This is a genomic window from Hyphomonas sp. (genome assembly GCF_016125515.1).
Classification (GTDB): Bacteria; Pseudomonadota; Alphaproteobacteria; order Caulobacterales; family Hyphomonadaceae; genus Hyphomonas.
Genome location: NZ_WGLO01000003.1, coordinates 1 through 24,645, shown reverse-complemented (window position 1 = coordinate 24,645; position 24,645 = coordinate 1). Strand labels below are relative to the sequence as shown.

The window sequence follows — 24,645 nt, the reverse complement described above, 5'->3', positions numbered from 1 at the left end:
CACCGGTTTGCGTGGCACTTGCGCACATTTGAGGACCGATTAGGAAATCCTATGGTCTTCACCCTGACGCATCTTGCCGAACTCGTGAGCAGCGGCTTCGACGAGATCATCGATGTGCGATCGCCCGGCGAGTTTGCGGAAGATCATTTGCCCGGCGCGATCAATTTGCCGGTACTGGACGACGCTGAGCGCATCAGGGTGGGCACGATCTACAAGCAGGAAAGTCCCTTTCTTGCGCGGAAAATCGGCGCTGCACTCGTCGCCCGCAACGCCGCCGCCCATATTGAAACCCACTTTGTCGATAAGCCCGGCAACTATCGCCCGCTGGTCTATTGCTGGCGCGGCGGCATGCGCTCTGGCTCCCTCGCGACCATCCTCGGACAGATCGGATGGCGCGCCGAGACGCTTGCTGGCGGATACAAAAGCTATCGGCGCGCCGTCGTGCACACGCTCTATGAGCCGGACCAGGATGCGCCGGAGTGGTCAGGACCTTTTGTCGTTCTGGACGGCAATACGGGCACTGCCAAAACCGAAATCCTCCAGCGGCTTGCCCGTCTCGACGTACAGGTTCTGGATCTTGAAGGCCTCGCCCGGCACCGTGGATCCCTGTTTGGCGCCTCTGCCTCTCCGCAGCCGCCGCAGAAGGCGTTCGACTCGGCGATAGCCATGCACCTCGCTGCATTCACACCCGATCGGCCAATCATCCTCGAAGCCGAGTCAAGCAAGATCGGCGCGTTGAATCTGCCCAAAGCCCTGTGGGCGAAAATGCGTACCGCCCCGCGCATCCGCCTGCAGGCGAGCCTGGACGCCCGCGCCGAATATCTGGCGGATGCATATGCCGATATCACAAACGACCCGGTCCGGCTCGATGCAACCTTGAACAAGCTCGCCCCCTATCAGCCCGCCACGCGCATCAAGGCATGGAAGGCGTTGGCAGCGGAAGGAGACATGTCAACGCTCGCCAAGGAGCTGATGGCGTTTCACTACGACCCGACCTACGCACGCCAGCGCGCCCGTGAAACACAGCCCGTGCTGAGCGTGATTGCCGTGAGCGAATTTCACACCGCCGGCCTCGACGCGGTGACGCGCAGAATCGCCAGCCTTCTGGAAGAGCGCCTTGCAAAAACCTAGACGACTGAAATCGCAGGTTCGCCCGCCTCTATGTGGCCGATCACCGAGACGGTTTCTCCCGCAGAAGCCAGCGCCGCGACAATCCGCTCGCTTTCCGAAGCTGACACCGCTGCCAGCAGCCCTCCAGCGGTTTGCGGATCGAAAAACAGATCACTCCTGGCGCTCTCCGGCCGAACGATGCCGGAAACTGACCGGACGTTTGCTGGCCAGATCGAGGACTTTACCCCCTTTGAAGCCAGAAGCTCCGCGCCCTCCAGACACTGGACGCGGTCCAATTCGAGCCGCGCACGGACTTTCGAAGCCTTCAGAATATTCATGAGGTGCCCTGCCAGACCAAATCCGGTAACATCCGTCATGGCATGCGCGACCGGAGCAAGGATCTCGGATGCCGCCGCGTTGGGATGCATCATGCTGCGAAGGGCGTTCTGCACAAGTTGACCGGAGGCCATTCCGCGCATGTCGGCCGCCAGGATGACGCCCGTTCCAATTGGCTTTGTAAGGATCAATTGATCACCGGGCACGGCGCCCTCCAACCCGATCAAACGTTCACCGGCGAGGCCTGTGACGGTCAGGCCGATTGTCATCTCGCTACCCATGCTCGAATGGCCGCCGACGAGATCGGCGCCGGCCTCGCGCAGCACATCCCCGATCGCCGACATGATTTCAGCAACGGTGTCCGCCTGCATGCGTTCGCTCATGTGCGGTATGATCAGCGACACAAGCGCTGACTGGGGCCGCGCGCCCATGGCCCAGACATCTCCCAAGGCGTGTACCGCCGCAATTTTTGCCATCGTGTAAGGGTCCGGCGTGAACGCACGCAGATGATCCGTGCTGATCACCTGCAACTTGTCGCCAATGCGCAGCACAGCCGCATCGTCGCCTTGCCCGCGCACCGTATCCTCTCGCACGGCGGCCCGCGCCGCCGCGAGACCTGCATCAAGGCTCAGGCGGGACACTTTCGAGCCGCAGCCTCCGCAGAGCATCTGACCGGCCGGCACAGCCTCGTCCAGCGCAGCATGCGCGGCAGGTAATTGTCGCACCTTCATCGGTGGCAACGCCGTCAGGCGCTCCATGAAGTCCTTGTCGATCCTGTTCTTCAAGCTCCAGAACGCAGCCGCCGATGCCGCCCAACCGAACTTCTCTGCAACCGCAACTTTTCCGCCTGCCGAGATCAGCTTGAGATAGTCTCCCTGCGGATGATATGTTCGCAAAGGATTTTTGCCCGCCAACGCATTTCGAAGGTTGTCGTACAAAACCGGTGCCTCACGTACAGCAAATACACCGGCTTTCGGACGCGGGGCGTGGACGAGGTTGGCACAATCTCCGGCCGAAAACAGGCGGTGATCGCGGGGCGCCCGCAGGTGGGCATCGACGTCGACGTAGCCATCGGTCAAATCAAGCCCCGTGTTGGCGACCCATGCATGAGGTCTCGCGCCCGCGGCGCTGACCACGAAATCCGCCGGCAATGTCCGGCCGTCGCTCAACCGAACGGACCCTGGCTGGATCTCCACCGGTCCAACCCCGGTGATCGTAACAATTCCCGACCGCTCAAGGTGACGCGCCAGAATCCCTCGCGCGGCGGATGCACTGCCTTCAAGCAGGCCTTTTCGTGCCTCCAGGATCGTCACCGAAGCGGCTCCGGCGCCAATTGTCTCTAAGCGATGCGCCATCGCCAGCGCCAACTCGACACCTGCAACGCCGCCCCCCACGACCACGCAATCAGCCTTGAGGTTCGACGCCGCCACATCCGCCACAAAGCGTTCCCACGCCGCCGCAAACGGGCCGAGTGGCTTTGCCGGAACTCCATTTGCGTCGAAGCCTGGCAAGGAAGAAAGTGCCGAGGTCACGCCGATATTGATCGATGCAATGTCATACCGGATCGGCGGGCGCTGCTTGAGCAGAACCAGTTGCTCGGCGCGATCTATGCCGACGACCTCGTCCAGCACGAGCCTTGCCCCCGCAAACCGGGCGAGCCGCGCAAGATCGATGTCGAGTTCGTCCCGTTTATAATGTCCGGCGACAAAGCCTGGCAGCATGCCGGTATAAGGCGCCGTCACCGCCGGATTGATGACGGTCAAACGGGCGCCTGCCAGCGGGTTCATTCCCCACTGGCGCAGGACCAGGGCATGCGTGTGCCCCCCGCCGATCAGGACAAGATCGCGCGACAGAGGAATGTCCAGTTGCATCAACATTTGCCTTCACATTCCGGCGGCGCGCCATGACAAGACGCAGGCGGCGCGCCGGTTCCGAGTCGCTACTTACAACGGCATTCGCGAGAATTGGCAGCATTTTCCACCGGTCGACCAGCCCCGAAGCCCTGCCTCAAACACGGGTCAGCGCCTTTTCACCATCGCTGCGCCTTTGGCGGCGATCATGATTGTGGGGGTGTTGGTGTTTCCGGAGGTAATCGAGGGCATGACGGACGCATCGATCACCCGCAGTCTGTCGACCCCTCTAACCGCCAGCGCGCCATCGACGACCGCCATTGGGTCATCCGCACGTCCCATTTTTGCTGTCCCGACCGGATGGAAAATGGTTGTACCAATGTCACCGGCCGCACGCGACAGGTCTTCGTCTTCGGATTTCACGCCCGGCACGAATTCGTCCGGCGCGAAGGGCTTCAGGGCCGGTTGCTGCATCAGGCGCCGCGTGATCCGAATCGCATCGGCGGCGACGTGCTTGTCATCCTCCGTTTCGAGATAGTTCGGATTGATCTCCGGGGCTGCATCCGGATCCGCGGACGGAATCCTGATCGTGCCACGCGACGTCGGGCGCAGGTTGCACGCCGCTACCGTGATCGCCGGAAAACGATGTAGAGGCTCGCCGAACTTGTCGAGCGAAAGCGGCTGCACGTGAAACTGGATATTCGCGCGGCCTTGTGACGGATCCGATCGCGTAAACATCCCGAGCTGGGATGGCGCCATGGTCAACGGCCCCCTGCGACGAAGGGCATAGTCCAGCCCCATCTTCGCCTTGCCCCAGATCGAATGATACGTCTGGTTCAGCGTCTCGGCGCCGGAAATCCGGTAGATGGCGCGCTGCTGCAGGTGGTCCTGCAGATTTTCGCCCACGCCCGGCAGGTCGACCCGTGGTATCACACCAGCCTGCTTCAGGACCTTCGCGGGTCCGATGCCGGAGCGCTGAAGGATTTGCGGACTGCCGATCGCGCCGGCACACAAGATGACCTCCGCGCGGGCCTGCACGACGAAACGCCGGCCGCGCTGCCGGAAAACAACACCTGTCGCCTGATTGTCCTGAAACGTCAGAGCTTCCGTCAGCGCATTCGTCTCCACGCGGAGGTTCGCGCGGTTCTGCGCAGGCTTCAGAAATCCTCTTGCGGCGGACCAGCGGCGTCCGGCCTTCTGGTTGACATGGAAGTAGCCTGACCCTTCATTGTCACCGGTGTTGAAGTCCGGCCTTTTGGGAATACCGATCTGTTCAGCGGCATCGCGGACAGCGTCAAGGATGTCCCAGCGCACGCGCGGCGGCTCGACGCGCCACTCGCCGCCCACACCGTGCACGTCACTTTCCCCAATGAAGTGATCCTCGATCTTCCGGAAGACCGGCAGAACATCCTCCCACCCCCAACCCGGCAGTCCGCTGTCGCGCCAGCCGTCATAGTCCGCCGCCTGACCGCGCATGTTGATCATTGCGTTGATCGCCGACGAACCGCCGAGCACTTTCCCGCGCGGATAGGCAAGTGCGTGCCCGTTCAGCCCGGGCTGAGGCGTCGTCTCGAACATCCAGTCCGCCCTCGGATTTCCGATAGCGAAGAGATAGCCAACGGGAATATGGAACCAGATCCAGTCGTCCTTGCCGCCCGCCTCCAGAAGCAGAACGCGACTGGATGGGTCCGCCGACAGGCGATTGGCGACGACACACCCCGCAGAGCCGGCACCGACGACGATATAATCGTAGTCGCCCTCAAGCGCGGTTGGCGCCGGGTCCATCAACCAGGTTGCACGTCGATGAAGCGGCTGCCGTCCTTCGCGAGCCGCTTGAGCGTCTTGCTCGGCGCAAACCGTTCATCCTCCGCACCGAGACGTTCCGTGGTTGCCAGAACTGCTTCGGCGCCCACCAGGTCTCCATAGAGCATCGGCCCGCCCTTGTCTGCCGGCCAGCCATAGCCGTTGAGCCAGACGATATCGATGTCCGAAGCGCGCTGGGCCTTTTTCTCTTCAAGGATTTTCAGGCCCTCGTTGATCATCGGATGGATGCATGTCGCAATGATCTCGTCCGGCCCCGGTGCTGCGCCGGCGGCAACGCCGGTGATTTCAGCAATGATCTTGGCTGTCACCTGAGACGGAATCGGACGGCGGTTCTCGTCATAGTCGTAATAGCCTGCACCCGTCTTCTGGCCGCGGCGATCCAGCTCGCAGAGCGCATCGCGGATGGGGTTTGCCGTCTTCGCGCCCTTCTTCCAGCCGATGTCCAGGCCCGCAAGGTCGGACATCTGATAAGGCCCCATCCGGAAGCCGAATGCATTGAGCGCGGCGTCCACATCCCAGGGCATGGCCCCGCTAGCGACCAGCTTCTGCGCCTGCGCCTGACGCGCAAACAGGATCCGGTTACCCACAAACCCCGGACACACGCCCACTAGCGTTGCGATCTTGTTGATCGTGCGCGCCAGATCCATGCAGGTCATGATCACATCATCGGCCGTGTGATCGGCGCGCACGATCTCGAGCAGTTTCATCACGTTGGCCGGCGAAAAGAAGTGCAGCCCGATCACGTCCTGCGGACGCTTGGTTGCGCTGGCGATCTCGTCAATGTTCAACGCCGACGTATTGGTCGCCAGAATCGCACCGGGCTTGGCGATGCGATCCAGATCGGCAAAGATTTGCTTCTTCAGCCCCATGTCTTCGAACACGGCTTCGATCACCAGATCGCAGTCGGCGAAGTCCTTCATGTCCAGCGTCCCCGACAGCCGCGCCATCCGCTCGGAGACCTCTTCCTGCGGAAACCGGCCATTGTCGGCGCTTCGCTGATAGTTGCCGCGCACGACGCCCAGTCCGCGGTCCAACGCCTCCTGCTTCTGCTCGAGGATCACGACCGGGATGCCGGCTGAGGCAAAGTTCATCGAAATGCCGCCGCCCATGGTGCCCGCGCCGATGACGCCCACTTTCGCAATCTTGCGGCGCGGCGTATCGGCCGGCACATCCGGCACGATCCAGGCATCGCGGCCCGCCTGCGCAATGTAATCGGAAATTTCCTGGGGCGTCATGGAGATGGCAGGCATGTCGGTATCCTTCGATTGGTGGCGGCTGGCGCTGTGTCAGCGGCCCGGAAACGTGTTCGGTTCATTCTACGCCCTGCGCCCTGCAATGTGAAAGCCCTGGGCCGGACGCAGTCCAGGATGGCGTCCACCTTAGGCCAACGCGAGCGCCGGGCCGAGGAGCAAGGCAAGGCGTTCAATCGCCCAGTAGGCCCCCGCAATCCCGACGGCGTAGGCCCCTGCGTATCGCAGCGCGACGAGCTGGCCGGGCCGCAGGCGCGCAACGATCCAACCCGTCACAAGCAACGCTCCGATCACACCAACCTGCCCGAGTTCGACGCCCAGATTGAACAGCAGCAACGCGGCAAATTCCGTGCCCTTCGGCAATCCGATCTCGGCCAGCGCGCCCGCAAATCCGAACCCGTGGATCAATCCGAAACCGAACGCGATGGCCCAGGGAAAGCGCGCACTCAGCCCCTCATCGCCGCGCATCCGGCGGATCGCTTCCAGACCGATCAGGGCAATCGACAAGGCGATCACGATCTCAACAGGTGCACCCGGAAGGCTTATGCCCGCGAGCGCTGACAGGGACAAAGTGATCGAATGGGCCACCGTGAACGCCGTTGCGGTTGCGACGAGCTGGCGCCAACGCACCAGCAGCACCAGCCCTGCGACAAAAAGAAGATGGTCCCAGCCGAACAGGATGTGTTCGACCCCGATCATCAGATAGGCCCAGACACCCGGATTACCGGCATTCGCAAACACGACAGAAGGCGATCCGGGGCGCAGAACCGCGGAGAAGACCGGCGCGTCCGGCCGCTCGATGCGGAGGTAGACATCCGTCAGTGTCCGGTCGAGCCCGGCAATGCCGACCTCCCCGCCTTCAAGTTCGCAGCGGACCGTGAACCGGCGCACCAGAGCCGCGCCCACATTCTCGGCCGCCTCCGCGCCGAGTTCGCAGCCCTCCGGAAAGACCGGCTCCAGCCGCAGGATACGCTCGCCCAGGATCGGCTGCTTCCAGGTGACGTTATACACCTGATCAGCCGTCTGACGGATCTCCAGATAGGCCGGCCGAACCTCATGCGCCGCCGCGTCTCCCGCCATCAGGCAAAGCGCGAGCACGAGCATCCAAACGCGAAGGCCCGCGATCACGGCGAAATACCCTCGATCTCGACCTTGTAGCGGGCCACGATATCGGACACCGCCTTGGCGTTGGCCTTGAGGCGCGCTTCATTCCGCCAGCGCTCGAGCACAACGCTCCGCACAGCGTCGAACTCGGGCGCAGTCGCGGGGGAAACATGCGTCACGCGCACAACATGCTCGCCCAAGGCAGACGTCACCGGTCCCTGCCAGGTACCATCCGCCGGCAGGGACGTCAGCAGCTGCGCAAAGTCAGCGCCAAATAACCGGACGACTTCGCGGATCGGCAACTCTCCATACTGGCGCTGGAGCATGAACGCATCGCCTTCCGCGAGCCAATCCGTATCCGGCTTGCCGCGCAGCTCGGCCAACGCCACCTGCGCGCGCGGGTCAGATGCCTCACGAAAATAGACGTGGTCAAAGCTGTACAAGGCCGGCACCGCAAACTGGTCCCGGTTCTCGTCAAACCACTTCCGCAGTTCCCGTTCGTCCGGGTCGGCAGGGTTGGCGAGATCGTCGACCAGGAACCGCATCTTCTGCGCCAGCCGGCGTTCGACCACCACATCGCCCGCTTCCAGTCCCAGCCGCCGCGCCTCGCGCGCGAGGGCCAGCGTCTCCACCTGGTCGACGACGAGCGAACGCAATTCATCCGGCCCGGGCGGCGTGCCAGTTTCCGTCGCATACAGCGCCGCCAGACGCTCGATATCCGCGCGGCTCAGCCGGATCGTATCCTCACGCGTGCTGAAGCCCCGAACGGCCTGACTGATCCCAAAGATCAGCAGCGCCGCCACAACAAAGTGGACCAGCGGGTCCCGGACAAGTTTCTGGAACACGGATCAGTTTGCCGGAATGTACCAGATGGGCGACGTATAGGCGCGTTCCTGAATGGTGGCTGGAACATCCGGTCTTGGCGGCGTTCCATTACGGTTCGCTTCCCAGGTTGACCAGCGGCACGTCGGGTTCTCCAGTACACGGACATAGTAAGCCGCATTCTCTGACGCCTTGAATGCCGGATCGCGCCACACGGCCCGCAGATCGGCCGCCCCGTCCCCGCTCGGCGTGCAGGTCGCCAGATCAACAGTCGCGCCATTGTCTGCGCAGCGATGCGTCGTCGCATCGGGTTCACCCTGGGCGCACGCAACATCAAACACAGCTTCGCTCGAGCTGGTCACTTTCACGACCTGGACGCGTTGCAGGGGCGCGGCATTCGGATCGCGCTGCGCCCAGACCAGGAATTCTGGCGATGCCTCGGTCGGCCCCATCAGGTCGCTGCCCATCGGGACGCCCGCCTTATAAGCCCTCGACACAAGATCCTGAGCGTTCAGGATATCGTCGCCAAAGCTCTCGGCGGCAAAGAAGCGGACTTTCATCCTCGGGCCAGTCGTGCCGAAGGTCTCCTTGCGGCGGAAGGCATCGAAGATGGAATCCCGGGTGTTTTCCTCCGCCCAGACGCCTGTGAGGCCGGCCGCACTCCAACGCGAGAACCATTCCCGGGCGTTGTTGACCTGAAGGGTGTCAGGCTGGTTCGACCAGTCCTTGGCGCCATCGGCCGGAATGGACCCGCGCGCGACGGGCGTCCCATCGACGATGCCCACTTTCGACCAGTAGTCGTTCTCGGAATACGCGCCGCCAACGACGTGCGAATCCGAAGCCCCCACAAGGCCGAAGTGGAAAGGGTTGAACCCCTTTTCCTCTGCAAGGGCAAGACCGCGTTGATAGGCTTGGCGGACATAGCTGCCATTGGTCTTCGACACGGTATAGACGCCCAACAGGCGGTCGTAGATTTCGAAATTCGCCCACTCGTCATTGGGCGACAGATCGGGGTGGGTCTCCGAAGTGCCCTTGACCTGGGTTACTTCGACAAGCGGCTCGTTGCGCATCCGCTGCGCCGCATATTCGGCCGAAAGCGGCGCACCATCGAATGTTTCCAGCCGGAACATCTGCCCGTCCGACACGTTTGAATTGTGCGGAATAGCGATCGACTCGATCCCCGCCTGCCGCAAGCCATCCATCCAGTCCCAAAGGTCTTCTGGATTGGTCGAATCCAGCGTCGAGAAGACCCGGACAGGGGCCTCGCCGCGGAAGAAGACGTTTCGGTGCAGGTTCGCACCGCCGAACGTTCCATCGTCCGCAACCGTGCCGACGGAGGTGTATTCGAACGCAGCAAAGGTGGTGAACTTGCCGGGATCATTGTGCCGGTTAGCCGCATCCACGGTGTCGGCCCAGACCGAATTGATCATCGATTCGTCGAACATGTCTTCAATGCGTTCGCCGGTCCGGACGGACATGCCGACGCCTTGGAATGCGGCAACGATCTTTTGCGGATCAGTCGAAAACATGTCCTTTGCGCGGGGCAGTTCAGACAGGGCCGTTCCCGGCGTGTCCATGGCCGGCAGGATGCCCAGGTATTCCGCATGGTCGGTCACCGTATAGAAGTCCAGCGGCCCGCCCGCGATTGTCATGTCGAACTCGGCCGGATGGCGGATCGTTTCGCCTTTCGCAAAGCGATAGGCGTCGTCGGGCGTACGGCGCACGTTGAAAATGTAGGCATCGAAACTGTTGCGAGTGTGGATGTGCATGTCGCCGAAATAGGCATTGCGATCGGGATTGTATCCGGGCGTGTGCGCCTCCGCGATCGGCTCTTCCGAAGTCGCCGCCGCGCCCAGTGCCGGCTCTTCGACCTTCGGGGCCACACAGCCCACCAGCCCCAGCGCGATCAACAGCGCGAGTGTATGTTTCATGATTCATCCTCCCCGGATTCAGTCTGTTTTTTGATTGAGCCTAGGGTAGCGCCAGACGGTAGGTCTCGACAACGAAAAGCTTTGCGCGGAACGCGATTGGGATAAACTGCACTAAAGAAAAAACGGACGGGGAGAGAAATACCATGAAAATCAGAGCGGTATATTTGTCGCTTGCGGCCCTTCTGGCAGCCTGCGCCGCGCCGGATGTTCCGGCATCCGGGATTACCGAAGACGCAGCATCGCCCCCCGCTGCGCCCGGCATTCCCTACAACGCGACTCGCAACGCCTATTTCGGCGATCTCCACGTACACACGTCCAACTCGTTCGATGCCTATGTGTTCGGGGTCCGCGCCACACCTGACGACGCCTACCGCTACGCCAAGGGCGAAAAGATCCATGCCGACGCCGGCTACGACATCCAGCTGCAGGGCCCACCGCTCGATTTCCTCGCCGTGACTGATCACGGCGAATACCTGGGCATCGTTCCGGCGATGAATACCGAAGGGACGGCCCTTTCGCAGACCGAGACGGCGAAGATCGCATTCGGCGAGAATGCGCAGGATGCCGCGAAGGTTTTCCAGCAGATCGGGATATCCTTCGTGACTGGTCAGCCGATTGAAGAGATCAACGATCAGGGCGTCATGAACACGGTCTGGGCGAAGACGGTCGATGCGGCCGAACGATTCAATGAGCCCGGAAAGTTCACAACCTTCGCAGCCTATGAATTCACAGCCATGAAGGTGATCAGCGCCGATGCGGGCGCAGCGGGCAACCTGCACCGCAACGTCATTTTCAAGGGCGGTGCGCCGGACCAGATTTACTCCACCTTGCAATCGACCAATCCGGAAGACCTCTGGGCCTGGATGCAGGGACAGCGCGATGACGGGCGTGACGTGCTCGCCATTCCGCACAATTCCAATGCGTCCAACGGCGGCATGTTCGCGCTCGAAACCTATGCAGGCCAGCCCGTCGATGAGAGCTGGGCGCGCACGCGTCTTGCGAACGAGCCCCTTGTCGAGATTTCGCAGATAAAGGGCACGTCCGAAACGCATCCCGATTACTCGCCCAATGACGAATGGGCGAACTTCGAACTCTACGACCAGTTTATCGGCAGCGCGATGCTCGCCACCGTGAACGAAGGCGACTATGTGCGCCGCGCCTTGTCGCGCGGCATCTCGCTGGAAGAAGAGATTGGCTACAACCCCTACGCCTTCGGCTTCATCGGCTCGAGCGACACCCACGTGGCCGCCGGAAACTTCTCCGAGGAAGTCTATTGGGGCAAGTTCCCGCAGGACGGCGCCAGCCCCGTTGCGCGCCAGTCGGTGCTTCCGGAAGGCTATGCAAGCTGGGCGGAAGTTCCTGCCGCTGAGTCCCGCCGCCTTCTCTCTGCTCCCAAATACAGTGCCAGCGGCCTCGCCGGGGTTTGGGCCGAGTCCAATACGCGCGACTCCCTGTTCGATGCCATGCGTCGCCGCGAAACGTTCGGCACCAGCGGCCCCCGGATCAGTGTCCGCCTGTTCGCCGGCGACTATGATCCGGACGTGCTTGAGGCGCCGGACCTGCTTGAGAAAGCCTATGCGGGCGGTGTTCCGATCGGCGGCGACCTTGTGCGCGCGAAAGGGGCCGGCTCGCCGGACTTCATCGCCTGGGCCATGCGCGACCCGCTCTCGGCCCCGTTGCAGCGACTGCAGATCATCAAGGTCTGGGAAGAAGGCGGCGAAGCCCGCGAAGCGGTGTTCGATGTGGCCTGTTCAGGCGGTTCAATGCCCGATCCTGCGACGCATCGCTGCCCGGACAATGGCGCCAGCGTCGATATCTCGACCTGCAAGACCGAGCCGGGCACGGGCGCCAATGACCTCAAAGCGCATTGGAGCGATCCTGACTGGATGCCGTCTCGGCAAGCGGCTTACTATGTCCGTGTGCTTGAAAATCCGACTTGCCGTTGGAGCACCTGGGACGCTGTCCGCGCGGGGTCGCCCCCGAACCCTGCCCTGCCGACGACGCTTCAGGAGCGCGCCTGGACCTCACCGATCTGGGTCAAATCCTAGGCCAAAGCCCGTTCAAGGGGGTCCAAGCGTGGGTCACGCCGGTTCACCCCGGGTCCAGAAGCGGATCAACGGGGGCCGGACGTTGAGCAGGATGGGCTCAAGCCGCGTTCGGCAGGACGAGCCGGATGGTCTTCTGCAGCGGCGGTCCACACACCCGGCCGCGGAAGTGTGAACTGCGCCAGAAGATCTTGTCGCCCCGCCGGACGAGGTGTCCACGGACCAGATGCAGGCGAGGCCCGGCGCGATCGAATACGCTCGTTCCGGGTCCACTTTCGGACGCGGCGTCGAACATGGTGTGGGTCAGCGCCACATGCTCCAGAAGCTCAGGCTTGCCGCTCTGGACCCGGCGGCGATTGAGCGCGGACAGATCCGTGCGCGGCATCTCGCGCACCTGGGCCATCAGGAGAAAAACGAACGCCAGCATGAACGGGAAATCGAGCGCAGCCGGGCCGACGGCCTGGGCGAGCAGATCCTTGAGATGCGTGGGCGAGTGGGCGCGCTGGCGATAGTAGGCATCCCATTCCGGATCGAGGCGGACCGAAGCGGTGTCAAAGATGCCCTGCAGCGCCTCGTTGGGCGCCTTCACGGCCCAACCGGCTTGTGCGGACTGAACCGCATCAAGATCGAATTCGAGGATGGCCGGGTTGATGTCGCATGACTGGCCGTCCCTGGACCAGAATACGCGAAGGGTTCCTGATCGTTCAGACGGGTCCATCCTGACCAGTATACCGGCCCGGGAGCACGCCGGCGCCTGGCTGGCCGGAGGCTGATCGGCGAGCAGACGCGCCCGGACGCTTTCATTCCACTCGACCCAGAATTCCGGAAAGGGTGCGCGGAAGATATCGAGCGCTTCGGACAAGAAATTCTGGCGACTGCGGACGATGTCGGCACAAAGCGCTGTGATCGCATCATCCATGACATACCGGACGGGCGTCTTCACGAGATCGTCCCGGCACGCCCCCGCACCGGGCAGGTTCAGGTTGCGCCCGGTGAGGCCGTCGCGAAACGCGACACGGCGCGGCGCCTGCGCAATGCAATCCATCAGGTACATCGACGATCCCCTTCGAAAAACAGGAAATGAGGATGCCGGAAGGTCCGGCATCCCCGGTTTTCAGGTCGTCAGAAGTTCCAGTCGAAGCCGAGCCGGATGGCGCGGGGAGACTGATAGGTCAGCGGCTGGCGATAGTTCGGATCGACACCGCCCGTCGGCAGGTCGCCTGCCTCGTTGGACGTCAGGACATTCTCCAGGCCGAGCACGTTGAAAATGTCGGCGCGCAGAGTGAGCTTTCCGGGCACTTTGAACGGCACGTCATAGCGCACGGCCAGATCGAGGTTCGTGAGCCAGTCGGTCTCGAACGCCGTTCCGCGCCGCACGGCCACGCCCTGGCAGAAGCGCGAGTCCGCACCATAGGCCGCCGAGGCGCCATCGGTCGGGTGGACGCCGAGACATCCGTACTTCTTCGGCGAGACCACGGTCAGGTTTGCGCCCACCATGAGGGAGTCGAGGACCTGATAGGACCCGCGAACCTTGAGCTGGTGACGCCGGTGGTTCGGAAGATAACCGTACTGGTTGTCCGTCAGACCGGGGTGATCATACAGAATCGTCGATCCCGCATCGTCCTGGCCAATGTCGGACAGAACGGTCCCTTCGTAGTTGCCGAGGGAGGACGACCATACATAGGAACTGTCAAGCGACCAGACCCCGTCGAAGGCGCGCGATGCACTCAGCTCCAGACCAACATAGTCGCGCTCCGCCTCCGGAATGGCAAGGTCGGCCTCAGTCAGGTGAATGAGCTGACGTGTCGTCTGACCCGGCAGCGGATCACGCGTGTAAACGTCAATGGCCCGCCCCGGATTTAGCACTGTATACTGATAGTCTCCGAACCAGATGTCGCCGCAGCCGGTGATACCATTGCGATCGCAATACTTGAGGATCGCGTAGTCGATGGCGACGTCTTCAGAGACATCTCCAAGCGTCCGCCATGAGAAGCGGGCGCCGACCGACCAGTCGTCGTTGAGGATGCGGTCCACACCGAGCACGAACTCGTCTTCATACGTCGCAGACAGATCGCGGGAGGTCTTGGAGATCGGTGGCTCCTGGGAACCGTTTCCAAACACGAGGCACGCGACGCTGCCCGCAGGGCCGACCGCGCCATTGGGACACGCGCTGGCACCCAGATCGTCGACAATGTTGGAGTTCAGATTCGTACGTTGATCTCCAAGCACCACGGCGCCAGTCGCGGCATCGAATGATACAAGATCGAAGTATTCCCGGACGAAGAGATCTGCTCCCCGGAAGCTCAGGTTCGATGCCGGTGGGATGAAGTACCGGCCATAGCTGCCGTAGAAGCGTGTTTCACCCGATCCATCAACGTCATAGTTGAACCCAACGCGCGGACCCCAGTTGTCCTTAAGGTCCAGAACATTCTCGCCGATCAGGTTGTCGAGTTTGAACCGGTCATTGCGCAGACCCAGCTGGAGATTCAAACGATCCGTGATGTCCCATGAATCCTGGATGTAGAACGCTTCATTCTCACCCTCCACTTTGCCGCCGAGGCGGATGGTGGTGACCCGCGCCAAATCAGAACCGATCGGAACGCCATAAGTATCTGCGGAGACTGCATCTGTCACCCGGAACAGACGATAGTCGGACGTGCCTGTGCGGGCCGAAACGTGCTCGAGCGTCGTCTGTTCGTTATCCAAACCAAAGCGAAGCTGGTGGGTGCCGAGCAAGTCGAACGAGAAGTCCGCATCAAAGCGGTAGAACTTGCGCTCCGTGTCGCCGATGTCGTTGCTGACCGTCGTCTGGGGCCCGACCCGCGCAACAGTTCCGAACCGTGTCTCGACCACAAAGGGCGTATCCGGATCAAGGGCTTCCTGGTGGTTGCGGTCCTTGCTGACGCCGTAGGCGGCTGACAGGGTCATCCAGTCCGTGAACTGACCCGTATACCGGCCAACCCAGCTTTCGCCGCCGTCGCGAAGTGTGGTGCCACCAACGGGCTGCCCGATGACCTGTGTGCTCGGATCGAAGGCCAGGCTGGTCCGGTCGATTTCGCGCGTGGAGTCAAAGTAGGTGAACTCGAGATGCTGGGCATCCGTGACGTAGCCATCCAGCTTCACGCCGTAGAAGGGATCGTCCGACTCATCGAGCACCGCCGATCCGAGCGAAATTGACGGGCTGAGCGAACGCGTGTCGCGTGCTTCGTAGAGGCCGAAAATGAAAAGCCGGTCTTTGACGATCGGGCCGCCGGCCGTGAACGTCATGGAGCTGGCGTCACGCTCATTGAGCTCGTTGAAGGCGCGGTACGTATTGGGCGACGTATCGCGCAGTTCATCAGGTGTCCAGTCGCCGCTGACGCCGAATTCCCACTCGTTCGTGCCCGAACGTGTGACCGCGTTGATCACGCCGCCCGTTGCACGTCCGTACTCGGCGGGGTAGCCGCCCGTCTTGACGTCAACCGACTGGAAGAAGTCGAACGGAACCGTCGCGCTGCCCAGGTAGGTGTCGAAGTTCGTGATGTTCAGACCGTTGATGTAGAACGCGTTCTCGGCCGGCGAGGAACCGCCAATCGTCACGTTGGTGTTGCGCGTCGGTGCACCAACGCTAAAGTTTGAGTCGGCCTGCACGGAAGTCGGCGCGAGCAATGTGACGGCTTCGATCGAACGTCCGATCGGCTGTGTGCGGAGCGCTTCGCGCACGTCCACGGTGATCCCGGACGTTGTCTGGGCAAACGTCAATTCCTTTGACGCTGTCCCGTTGACGACAACCTGATCCAGCTTGCGGATGGTCTCGGCCGTGAAGCCATAGGCGGTATCTGCGCCGACCTGGACCTTGACGGTCTCTTCAAGCGTGCCGCCTTCGGGCAGGGTGAACGTCACCCGGTATTCCCCAGCCGGCAATGCGCCGATGCGGAATGCGCCGCCAGCGTCGGTATGCGACGTCCTGGTGAAACCCTGGCTGAGTGAGGTCACAGACACGTCGACGCCGGCAATGGCCGCGCCGGTCTCATTCCGCAACGTGCCGTTCAGTGCGCCTGTCGTGTAGCTTTGCGCACTGGCCGGTAGCGGCGCCGTCACGCCGGCAACCACAGCCGCCGGCGCCATGATCGCCAAGGCACTGGCGATCACGCGGCTGGCCGCAGCCGGCCGCTTCAACTGGGAGCGTTTTCCTTTGGTATCGGTCAATTTTTTCCCCTGGATTTTGCAAGTGTACGCCGCCCCGCGCGGCGTCATGACCAAGAGACCTAGGCGGCAGCTCCGATTCCCGCTTCCGGTTTACGATCAAGGCCGAAAATCGAGCGGCAAAACCGGGAACTTTGCGATAAACCTGCGTTTTCGAGCGACAAAAGCAGGCGCCCGCAGCGCCGGATCCGCCTATATTCCGAGCTCGAGAACCGGAGCCAAACTTGGAAATCGCCAGACTTCCCCGCCGCACCTTGCTGACCGTCCGTGCCCTTATCTGGCTGGCGGCCGGCCTAATGTACTTCACGATGTTCATGTTCGCCGGCCGGGCCGACTGGTCGATACTCTACATCTTCCTGGCGACGAGCGCTCTCGGCTTCATCTTCAGCGGCCCGGTCCAGTATGCTGTTGTACGTTCCTGGAACCTGTCAGGCTTTCGCAGAACGTCCTTCCTCATTGTTTCGATCGTCCTGATTGCGGCGGTACACTCCACCATCGACACCTTGATGGCCGATGCGCTCCGGGACTTTCCCAAGCTCGTGCGCAGCTTCACCGACGAACCCTCCAAAACGTATTCGCAGCTGCTGTTTTTCAGTGGCCAAACGTTCGAGTTCTTCATCTGGATCCATGCGTTCTTTGCCGCATTCGCGTGGACCATTATCCGGTCGCAATTGATCGTGGAGCAGGAGCGTCGCCTCGCCGAGGCCGAAAGCCAGGCGCAGAAAGCGGTGCTGTCCGCGCTTCGCGCGCAGGTGAACCCGCACTTCCTCTTCAACGCGCTGAATGCGATATCGTCCCTGATGACGATCGGCCGGTACGAGGAGGCGGAGGAAGCGCTGATGCGGCTGTCCGAGTTCTTCCGGGCAAGTCTCGCCGCCGAGCGCCGGCAGCTGGTAACCGTGGCCGATGAGCTGGAAATGCTGGAATCCTATCTTGAAATGGAGCAGCTCCGCTTCCCGGACCGGCTGAAGGCCAGCATTGTCATGGGCGAGGGATCCGGCGCCGGGCTCATTCCGAGTTTCCTGCTCCAGCCTCTGGTCGAGAATGCGATCAAGTATGCTGTCGCGCCCTCGACGGAGCCTGTGGATGTCACAATCTCGTCCAGCCGCACCCACAATGTCCTGCATGTGTCGGTCGAGGACACCGGCACATCGGCGGCCGGAAACACACCGCCGGGCGAAGGCGTCGGCCTGGAGAATGTCCGTAGCCGGATTGAAGCCCTCTACGGCGCCTCTGCGAGCATGAACGTGAACAAGCGCAGCTCCGGATTTCAGGTCACGATCACCCTGCCTTTCTCTGATATCCCGGCAACGGAGGCCAATCGGTGAACGACCTGCGCATATTCATTGTGGACGACGAGCCCCTGGCAGTGGACCGGCTGAAACAGGTACTGCGCGCCGTAAAGGGCGCCGAAGTGGTCGGATCGGCCTGCAACGGCGCGGCCGCAATACGGGAGATCTGCGACCTGGAGCCAGATCTTGTGTTCCTGGACATGAAGATGCCCGGCTTGTCGGGCGTGGAAGTCGCGGCCTCACTGAAGGCACAGGGACAGGGTTCTGAAATCGTCTTCGTGACAGCGTTCGATTGCTTTGCGAGCGAGGCCTTTGAAGTCGACGCTGCGGACTACCTCGTCAAGCCGGTGCGGCTCGACCGGCTCGAAAGCGCCGTACACCGGGCCATCCGGCGGCGCGACTCCCGCCTCGCGAGCCAGCGTGTCGAGGAACTCGAACTTGTCGTCAACGCCCTGCGCGATTCCCAGGGGAAGGGCCGCGCCAAGCAGAAGTATGATGAGGAATTGTGGGCTCCGCGCGCGGGCGGGTTGTCGAGAATTCCGACGTCTTCAGTGGTCTGGGTTGAAGCGGCGCGCGACTACATGCTGGTCCATACCGAGCACCGGACGCACATACTCCGTGAAACGATGGCGAGCCTCGAGGCGCGTCTGGACCCTGACGTTTTCATCCGGGCGCACCGCTCCGCTCTGGTCAACGTGGCCCATATCGTCGGGACAGAAAGACTGGGACGCGAGGGCCTGCAGCTGCGGACAACGGCCGGAAATCTGATCCGGGTCGGCCTCGGCCGCCGCGCCGCAATCCGGCAGCGCCTCGGCGGACGGACCGGATCAGCCATCAAGGCCGATCTGCCCAGCTGACGGGGCCGGAATTCTGATGCGCAAAGCGTTGGAGTGGACGCACAACTGAGGACTGCCTGAATGCCTGGCGGCGCGCCGCGTCAGAGGCCCGCGTTCCAAGCCGCCAATGAATATGGCGCCAGGTGCCGGGATCCGATCTTGTATCCACCGCTGTCGGCCGGCGCGCCAATCTGCGAAAGATCGAGCGCATCGGGACCATAATTGAAAGCGAACGTCAGGTCGCCGGCCCGCCGCAGACGCAGGTCCGGCCCCACGTCCCGGCATTGGATGCTCGTCTCGCGGCACAGACGTTCCAAAAGTTCCCGCATCAGGTCTTCCTCCGGCCAACAGACAAGATACTGAAACCGGCCACTGCGGACCCAGGCAGCGCTTCCATCCGAAAATCGCGCCCGCACCTCCGCGTCGGTGGTTATCGTCTCATGCCAGCGACCTGAACCGTAGTTTTTATCTTCAATCCGCACACTGCATTTCTCGAAAGACGGCAGTGATTCAAGCTGCTCAACGCGCAGACCAAGATCGGGCCGAAGCGGGCCGGGCGCAAGGCCGTCCGGAATGCGGCCGTCTATCGTCCGGGATCCGGTCAGCGCCGTGGCGAAGACGGTCGCCCCGGAGGACTTCAAGTTGTTCCACGCCGCATCGGAGATGACCGGCACGCTGGGAAGCAGGATCAATTTGTAACCGTCCATGTCACTGTCATCGAAAACGAAATCCACGTTAAGGCCCAGTCGCCGACAGGCTGTGTAGACAGCGCGGGTTGGCTCGAGTGGCCCGCGCAGATTTCCCTGAGGCTGGATTTCATGTTGCCACGCGCTCGGATAGTCCAGGAGGATCGCGACGTCCGCCCTGCTTTGTTTTAGCGCCGGAATTTGCGCAGCATCGTGGCCGACCTGGCGGATTTCTTCCTGCACCGGTTGGGGCGGCCTGTCTGGCGCCAGAAGGCCCGCGTGCATCTGTTCCTGTGCGAACGGGGCCTGCCGCCATCGGAAGTAACTTACGAAGTCGGCGCCGTGGGCAAAGGCCTCCCAGGTCCACAGACGCACCATTCCGGGCGCGGGGGCGGCGTTGTAGGTGGCCCAGTTCACCGGCCCGGGCTGCTGCTCCATGACCGCCCAGCGGGGCGCGCAGGCCCTGAAGACATCGTGGTTGAACGCCGCAAAATCGGGGTCGCCTGACCTCAGCCAACGTGCCTTGTGCTCTTTAGGCGCCTGGCTCTCGCTCAACAATCCGATGGGGTAACTGTCCCAGGACGCGATATCAAGTGATCGGGAAATGTCGCGATGATCCAGCCGGAAGAAGTCACCAATAAAATTGTGCGTGACCGGACGCCCCGGGCTGTAGCGCCGGATTATATCAACCTGCGCCTGGTTGAAGCTGCACATCTGGTCTGAACAGAAGCGGCGCCAATCCAGCCTGTGGGACGGATTGGCTTCCGTCACCGTCGCGCCGGGCGGGTCAATCTCGTCGAAGCCGTTATAGGTCTGAGACCAGAAGACCGTTCCCCAAGCCATGTTCAGCGATTGGATGTCCGTGTACCTCGCCGCAAGCCAGCCGCGAAACGCCTCGACAGCGTCGCTCGAGAAGCTTTCATCCGACCCGTGATGACCGTACTCATTGTCCGTCTGCCACATTGTGACGCCCGGATGCTCACCGTAACGGCGCGCCAGCTCTTCGACGATCCGGCTGCTTTCCGCACGATAGGTTCGCGATGAAAAGCAATAGTGGCGCCGGGATCCGAACCTGCGGGGATGGCCATGTTCATCGCGGGGCAAGATATCCGGATGCGCATCGATCAGCCATTTGGGGGGTGTCGCGGTGGGTGTTCCCAGCGTGACCTCAAGGCCAGCGGCATGAAGAAGATCGATGATCCTGTCCAGCCAACCCCAATCAAATTCTCCTCGGCACGGCTCTATCCTTGCCCATGCGAACTCACCGATACGTACATGGGTGAGCCCCGCCTCGCGCATCATGCGCGCGTCTTCGGCCCAGTCGCTTTCGGGCCAATGCTCCGGGTAGTAACAAACGCCAAGCTTCATGGAGATGCTCACTGGATTCGAACGAAATGAAACAGACGGCCGTGATGCGGCCTGCGCGGGTCGCCGCCAAATCCCGTCCAGGCAAGCGCTTCTGATGAATACTCACCCGCGTCCGTCCTGGCATCGTTGCCCGGAAGCAGTTCAACCGCCCGGTACCGCGCGCCCGCCGGCAAATCCGGTATGACGATACGCGGCTGCAACGGGTAGTCAGACATCGCTGTTCTGAGGACACGCAATACAAACTCGTTGCCGTCTTCGCTTGTCATGGTCGAAGCATGTACGGCCGGATCAATAGCGCTCAGTACCCGGTAGGTCCCGCGCACGGCGACGGGCCGGACCCGCTTGTACAGCGCGATCAGTCCAGCCAGCATATTCCGGTCGTCCAGGCTCAATCTGGCTGGATCGAGTTCAACACCAAAATGGCCGAACACAGACACGAGACCACGGAACAGCATCGGAAAGCTTCGGCCGGTGATCGGGTTCGGCGACGGGCCTACATGGCTGCCCATCAGTTCCAAGGGGATATAGCGTGAAAGGCTGTCCTGTATGCGGATACGGTCCTCAGCATCGGTTGCATCGCTGGCCCAAAAGCGCATCACGCGCGGCAGGATGCCGAAATCGATCCGTCCACCGCCGCTGGCGCAGCTCTCGATTTCAACATCAGGAAACTCCGCCTGCAGACGGTCGAGCAGGCTGTACAATCCCAGCACCTGTGCATTGGCACGAAAGGATCCGCTGCTCGTGGCGGGGTAGAGCTCTCGATTGCAGTCCCATTTGAGATAGCTGATCCCTCCCGGACGAAGCAGGTTTGCCAACGCCTCGAAGAGAAAGTCGCAAACTTCGGGGTTTCCGAGATCAAGAACCAATTGGTTCCGGCCGGTCGGGGCTTCGGGATCGGGATATCCCAACGCCCATTCGGGATGCGCCCGGTAAAGACAGCTCTCCCGGCTCACCATCTCGGGCTCGACCCACAGGCCGAATTGCATGCCCAGTCCGTGAACGGCTGCGATCAGAGGTGCCAGCCCATTCGAAAACCGCTCCACGTCCGGCGTCCAGTCTCCGAGTGACGTCTTGTCATTCCGCCGCCCGGAGAACCAGCCGTCATCAAGCACAAAGCGCTCGACACCGAGATCTCTGGCTTGGGCGGCCAGGTCGATGAGGGACGCCTCATCAAAATCGAAATAGCGCGCTTCCCACGTGTTGAAATGCACGGGGCGGGAAACGGGCCGTACGAGGCAGCGTGCATGGCTGTGCCACACGTCTCTCAAGCCATCGAATCCCGCTGCGGAGACTGCGACCAGGACCTCGGGCGTTTCGAACTGGTCACCGGGTTCGAGAACCACTTCGCCCGGCTCGTAGAGCGCCTCGGCGCCCAGTTCAGCTGCCCCATCACGCTGGCGCTCTGCCTGTATAAGATAGCTGCCGCTCCAGGCCAGCTGAACGCCCAGCGCGCGACCCGCCGAGTCCGTCGTGCTGGCGTCGCAGACGGTCACGCCGGGCGGGCCGTCAAAGCCTGACCGGCCAAGGCGAGAGGTCCTGCCGACGAAGCCACCCTCAAATGAGCGCCGTAGTTCGTGCCCCTCTCGCGCCCAGGCGCCGTGGGACGTGATGACTTGGGTTGCCCAGTCCATCAAAGGCAGCTGAAGCGCTGCGCATCGGATCAGCAGGATCGGATGCGGGCCAGCATTGCGCAACCGGGTCCGAGCCCGCATCAGACCGTTCGACAGGTGGAGTTCAACGTCCGCCGACAGGCCGAGCGAGGCGTCGGCCGATCTCAAGACCAGGCGGTCGGCTGCCAGCCTTTCAATCGACACAGGCGAGAGCCGAGCCGAGCGCCCATCAGTCATGCGCACCGCATCCGCGTGCCCAGCCCCCGCATAGCCGTGGCCCCTCTGCGCGAGGAGCGACGCGGCCGGCGGCGCGTCGGGCCCGGCCGGAAGAACCGGCACGGCCGCCGAAGGCGCATCCGCGGCGCCTGCTTCAGGTCCGAGGTAGGTCAGCCTGAAGCCGCCCCCTTCCTCGTGGATCATTTTCAGGGCAATACCGCCGCCATGGATGTACAGGCTATTTGTCATTTCTGCATCGCTCGCGTCGGTACCCTTGGTGTGCGGTCTTCTTGATCCATCGCCCTGCTGCGAATTGGTCCGGCTGTCCATCATCCTTCTTTCAAACGTCAAACAAACGTAGGCCTCATGTCATCTACACTGCCAGCCAGAAAACTCGAGGGGATGACGGGGCCGTTTTATCGGCGCGACCACCGCAAGGCGGACGGCCGGCTCCTGTCGCTGTACGGGCACAGGCCGCACGAAGGCCCCGCGCTCGACGAATTGCTGCGGCCTGAAACCGTTCCGGGCGAATTGCGCCGGGATCCGCTGCGCAACACCTGGGCCATCTATGCGCCCCATCGCCAAACCCGAACCTTCCAGCCGTCGTCGGCTGAAGACCCCCTGGCCCCCGCACGACCGGGCGCGCCGGCGACCGAGATCCCTTTCGAGGATTTCGAAGTGGCGATCTTCGAGAACCGGTTCCCCAGCCTTGCAGCAAACGGTCCGGCGGCGGCGCCAAGTCCATGGTCCTGCGGGCCTGCCCATGGCCAGTGCGACGTTGTCGTCTTTTCGAAAGACGAGGTCGGCAGCCTGGGCTCGCTGAGCGAGGCGCGCCGCGTGCTTCTGATCGAGGCCTTGATCGACCGGTACCGGCAGCTCCACGAAGCCGGATTTGCCTATGTCCTGCCGTTTGAGAACCGTGGTTCCCAGGTCGGGGTGACGTTGCCGCATCCGCACGGCCAGATCTATGCCTTCGCCGACGTTCCGGGGCCACAGGCTGCGGCAGCTCGGGCGTTTGAGAACGGGTACGACCTGATCGCTGCGCACGCGTCATGGGATGGGGCGTTTGATGTGGCAAAGGACGGCGACCTCTTCGCGTTCTGCCCGCCTTTTGCCCGCTTTCCCTACGAAACCTGGATCATGCCGGGCGTGCCCTGCTCCGGCCCTTGGGCATTGTCCGCCAGCGGCATCCATTCGCTAGCGCGCCTGCTCGCCGAGGTGCCCCGCAAACTCGATGCGTTGTTTGGCGAGGCGATGCCCTACATGATGAGTTTCCAGGCCGCCCCGAGGGGTGCGGAGGCAAGCTTCCAGTTCACGGCGCAGTTCTTCCCGGTGCTTCGCGCGGCTGAGCGCCTCAAGTTTCTGGCCAGTGTCGAGCAGTTCACCGGCGTCTTTACCGTAGATGTCGTGCCTGAGGACGCCGCCCAGCGGCTGAGGGCGCTATGACTGTTTCGAGACCCGATACAACAAACCGCGCGCGCGTCCCAGGCCGGGTGAACCTGATCGGCGAGTGGATCGACTTCAACGGTGGCACGGTGCTGCCGATGGCACTTGCGCAGTCTGTAGAGCTCGAACTGGGCGCCAATCGCTTGAACGTCGACCGTGTGCGGTCGGCGCAGTTTCCGGATCGAAACGACTTCGATATCGAAGCGCCTGCTGCCGGTCACTGGTCGGACTATGTCCGCGGCGGCCTGCAATTTGCGCGCGCGCAAGGCTGGATCACCGGCGGCCAGGATGTCACCCTCGCGAGTTCCATACCGGTTGGCGCCGGCCTGTCGTCATCGGCGGCGACAATCGTCGCCACCCTGAAAGCGGCGAGTGCTCATCTGCCAGATACCGATCCTGTCTTCATCGCGGATGCCGCCAAATCGATCGAAAATGACTTCATCGGAGTACCCTGCGGAATCATGGATCAGATGGCCGTCGCGGTCGGAAAGACCGGGAACGTGCTGGCGCTCGACACGCGCGACTGCTCCTACCAGATCATACCAGTGCCAGAAGACTGGAGCATCGCGGTAATCCATTCCGGTATCGGCAGGGCGCTCGCTGACGGGCGCTACAAGATCCGCCGTGAAGAATGCCTGCAAGCCGCGGCCGCATTGGATGTCGAGTATCTTTGTGATGGCGATCTGGAATCGGCTGCTGAACCGCGCCGGTAACCCCGGAGGCTGTTTGGTTGG

16 protein-coding genes are annotated in these 24,645 nt (G+C 62.4%); 6 read left to right on the top strand and 10 right to left on the bottom strand.

The genetic code is table 11. The features are described from left to right. Positions 1-51 precede the first annotated feature (51 nt). Entirely contained in the window at positions 52-1,131 is a 1,080-nt protein-coding gene (mnmH, locus tag GC148_RS03390; protein WP_291068684.1) for a tRNA 2-selenouridine(34) synthase MnmH, read from the top strand. Here mnmH and selD read toward each other — a convergent pair. The 6 genes from selD to GC148_RS03360 form a co-directional block, all read right to left on the bottom strand. Further along, positions 1,128-3,317 carry a selenide, water dikinase SelD gene (gene selD, locus GC148_RS03385; protein WP_291068682.1) on the bottom strand — a complete coding sequence of 730 codons (2,190 nt, stop codon included), beginning with the start codon at positions 3,315-3,317 and terminating at the stop codon, positions 1,128-1,130. The genes mnmH and selD overlap by 4 nt on opposite strands. A 147-nt stretch (positions 3,318-3,464) precedes the next feature. Continuing rightward, positions 3,465-5,081, bottom strand: coding sequence for a GMC family oxidoreductase N-terminal domain-containing protein (locus GC148_RS03380; RefSeq protein ID WP_291068680.1), 1,617 nt, complete (start codon positions 5,079-5,081; stop codon positions 3,465-3,467). After that, positions 5,081-6,370: a 3-hydroxyacyl-CoA dehydrogenase gene (locus tag GC148_RS03375; RefSeq protein ID WP_291068678.1), complete on the bottom strand. Its 1,290-nt coding sequence runs from the start codon at positions 6,368-6,370 to the stop codon at positions 5,081-5,083. Before GC148_RS03375 ends, GC148_RS03380 begins: the two co-directional genes overlap by 1 nt. A 129-nt stretch (positions 6,371-6,499) precedes the next feature. Next, positions 6,500-7,498, bottom strand: coding sequence for a HupE/UreJ family protein (locus GC148_RS03370; protein ID WP_291068677.1), 999 nt, complete (start codon positions 7,496-7,498; stop codon positions 6,500-6,502). Further along, the gene (locus GC148_RS03365) at positions 7,495-8,319 is read right to left on the bottom strand and encodes a peptidylprolyl isomerase (RefSeq protein ID WP_291068676.1); all 825 of its coding nucleotides are present in this window, start codon (positions 8,317-8,319) and stop codon (positions 7,495-7,497) included. The genes GC148_RS03370 and GC148_RS03365 overlap by 4 nt, the downstream gene beginning before the upstream one ends. A 3-nt stretch (positions 8,320-8,322) precedes the next feature. Beyond that, positions 8,323-10,227: a DUF3604 domain-containing protein gene (locus GC148_RS03360; protein ID WP_291068674.1), complete on the bottom strand. Its 1,905-nt coding sequence runs from the start codon at positions 10,225-10,227 to the stop codon at positions 8,323-8,325. 143 nt (positions 10,228-10,370) lie between these two features. Between GC148_RS03360 and GC148_RS03355 the strand changes: the two genes are divergently transcribed. After that, positions 10,371-12,275, top strand: coding sequence for a DUF3604 domain-containing protein (locus tag GC148_RS03355; protein WP_291068672.1), 1,905 nt, complete (start codon positions 10,371-10,373; stop codon positions 12,273-12,275). A gap of 97 nt (positions 12,276-12,372) precedes the next feature. Here GC148_RS03355 and GC148_RS03350 read toward each other — a convergent pair whose 3' ends face one another. Then, entirely contained in the window at positions 12,373-13,326 is a 954-nt protein-coding gene (locus GC148_RS03350; RefSeq protein ID WP_291068670.1) for a hypothetical protein, read from the bottom strand. A gap of 68 nt (positions 13,327-13,394) precedes the next feature. Next, entirely contained in the window at positions 13,395-16,460 is a 3,066-nt protein-coding gene (locus GC148_RS03345) for a TonB-dependent receptor (protein WP_291068668.1), read from the bottom strand. A gap of 221 nt (positions 16,461-16,681) precedes the next feature. On the opposite strand from GC148_RS03345, the gene GC148_RS03340 reads away from it, so the two are divergent. Both GC148_RS03340 and GC148_RS03335 read left to right on the top strand, forming a co-directional pair. Further along, positions 16,682-17,785: a histidine kinase gene (locus GC148_RS03340; RefSeq protein WP_291068667.1), complete on the top strand. Its 1,104-nt coding sequence runs from the start codon at positions 16,682-16,684 to the stop codon at positions 17,783-17,785. Continuing rightward, a complete protein-coding gene (locus GC148_RS03335) occupies positions 17,782-18,606 on the top strand; it encodes a LytTR family DNA-binding domain-containing protein (RefSeq protein ID WP_291068665.1) in 825 nt (274 codons plus the stop codon). Before GC148_RS03340 ends, GC148_RS03335 begins: the two co-directional genes overlap by 4 nt. A gap of 80 nt (positions 18,607-18,686) precedes the next feature. Here the strand turns inward: GC148_RS03335 and GC148_RS03330 are convergent, their stop codons facing one another. Further along, complete coding sequence (locus GC148_RS03330; protein ID WP_291068664.1) at positions 18,687-20,639, bottom strand: beta-galactosidase; 1,953 nt, start codon at positions 20,637-20,639, stop codon at positions 18,687-18,689. A gap of 8 nt (positions 20,640-20,647) precedes the next feature. Continuing rightward, complete coding sequence (locus GC148_RS03325; RefSeq protein ID WP_291068663.1) at positions 20,648-22,798, bottom strand: alpha-galactosidase; 2,151 nt, start codon at positions 22,796-22,798, stop codon at positions 20,648-20,650. 69 nt (positions 22,799-22,867) lie between these two features. On the opposite strand from GC148_RS03325, the gene GC148_RS03320 reads away from it, so the two are divergent. Both GC148_RS03320 and GC148_RS03315 read left to right on the top strand, forming a co-directional pair. Continuing rightward, entirely contained in the window at positions 22,868-23,911 is a 1,044-nt protein-coding gene (locus GC148_RS03320; RefSeq protein ID WP_291068661.1) for a hypothetical protein, read from the top strand. Further along, positions 23,908-24,624: a galactokinase family protein gene (locus GC148_RS03315; protein ID WP_291068659.1), complete on the top strand. Its 717-nt coding sequence runs from the start codon at positions 23,908-23,910 to the stop codon at positions 24,622-24,624. The genes GC148_RS03320 and GC148_RS03315 overlap by 4 nt, the downstream gene beginning before the upstream one ends. Positions 24,625-24,645: the final 21 nt, after the last annotated feature.

What these genes read in the sequence shown, in the direction of transcription:
- mnmH (WP_291068684.1), top strand. Translation starts at nt 52, where the DNA reads ATGGTCTTCACCCTGACGCATCTTGCCGAACTCGTGAGCAGCGGCTTC.
- selD (WP_291068682.1), bottom strand. Translation starts at nt 3,317, where the DNA reads ATGCAACTGGACATTCCTCTGTCGCGCGATCTTGTCCTGATCGGCGGG.
- GC148_RS03380 (WP_291068680.1), bottom strand. Translation starts at nt 5,081, where the DNA reads ATGGACCCGGCGCCAACCGCGCTTGAGGGCGACTACGATTATATCGTC.
- GC148_RS03375 (WP_291068678.1), bottom strand. Translation starts at nt 6,370, where the DNA reads ATGCCTGCCATCTCCATGACGCCCCAGGAAATTTCCGATTACATTGCG.
- GC148_RS03360 (WP_291068674.1), bottom strand. Translation starts at nt 10,227, where the DNA reads ATGAAACATACACTCGCGCTGTTGATCGCGCTGGGGCTGGTGGGCTGT.
- GC148_RS03355 (WP_291068672.1), top strand. Translation starts at nt 10,371, where the DNA reads ATGAAAATCAGAGCGGTATATTTGTCGCTTGCGGCCCTTCTGGCAGCC.
- GC148_RS03350 (WP_291068670.1), bottom strand. Translation starts at nt 13,326, where the DNA reads ATGTACCTGATGGATTGCATTGCGCAGGCGCCGCGCCGTGTCGCGTTT.
- GC148_RS03330 (WP_291068664.1), bottom strand. Translation starts at nt 20,639, where the DNA reads ATGAAGCTTGGCGTTTGTTACTACCCGGAGCATTGGCCCGAAAGCGAC.
- GC148_RS03325 (WP_291068663.1), bottom strand. Translation starts at nt 22,798, where the DNA reads ATGATGGACAGCCGGACCAATTCGCAGCAGGGCGATGGATCAAGAAGA.
- GC148_RS03320 (WP_291068661.1), top strand. Translation starts at nt 22,868, where the DNA reads ATGACGGGGCCGTTTTATCGGCGCGACCACCGCAAGGCGGACGGCCGG.
- GC148_RS03315 (WP_291068659.1), top strand. Translation starts at nt 23,908, where the DNA reads ATGACTGTTTCGAGACCCGATACAACAAACCGCGCGCGCGTCCCAGGC.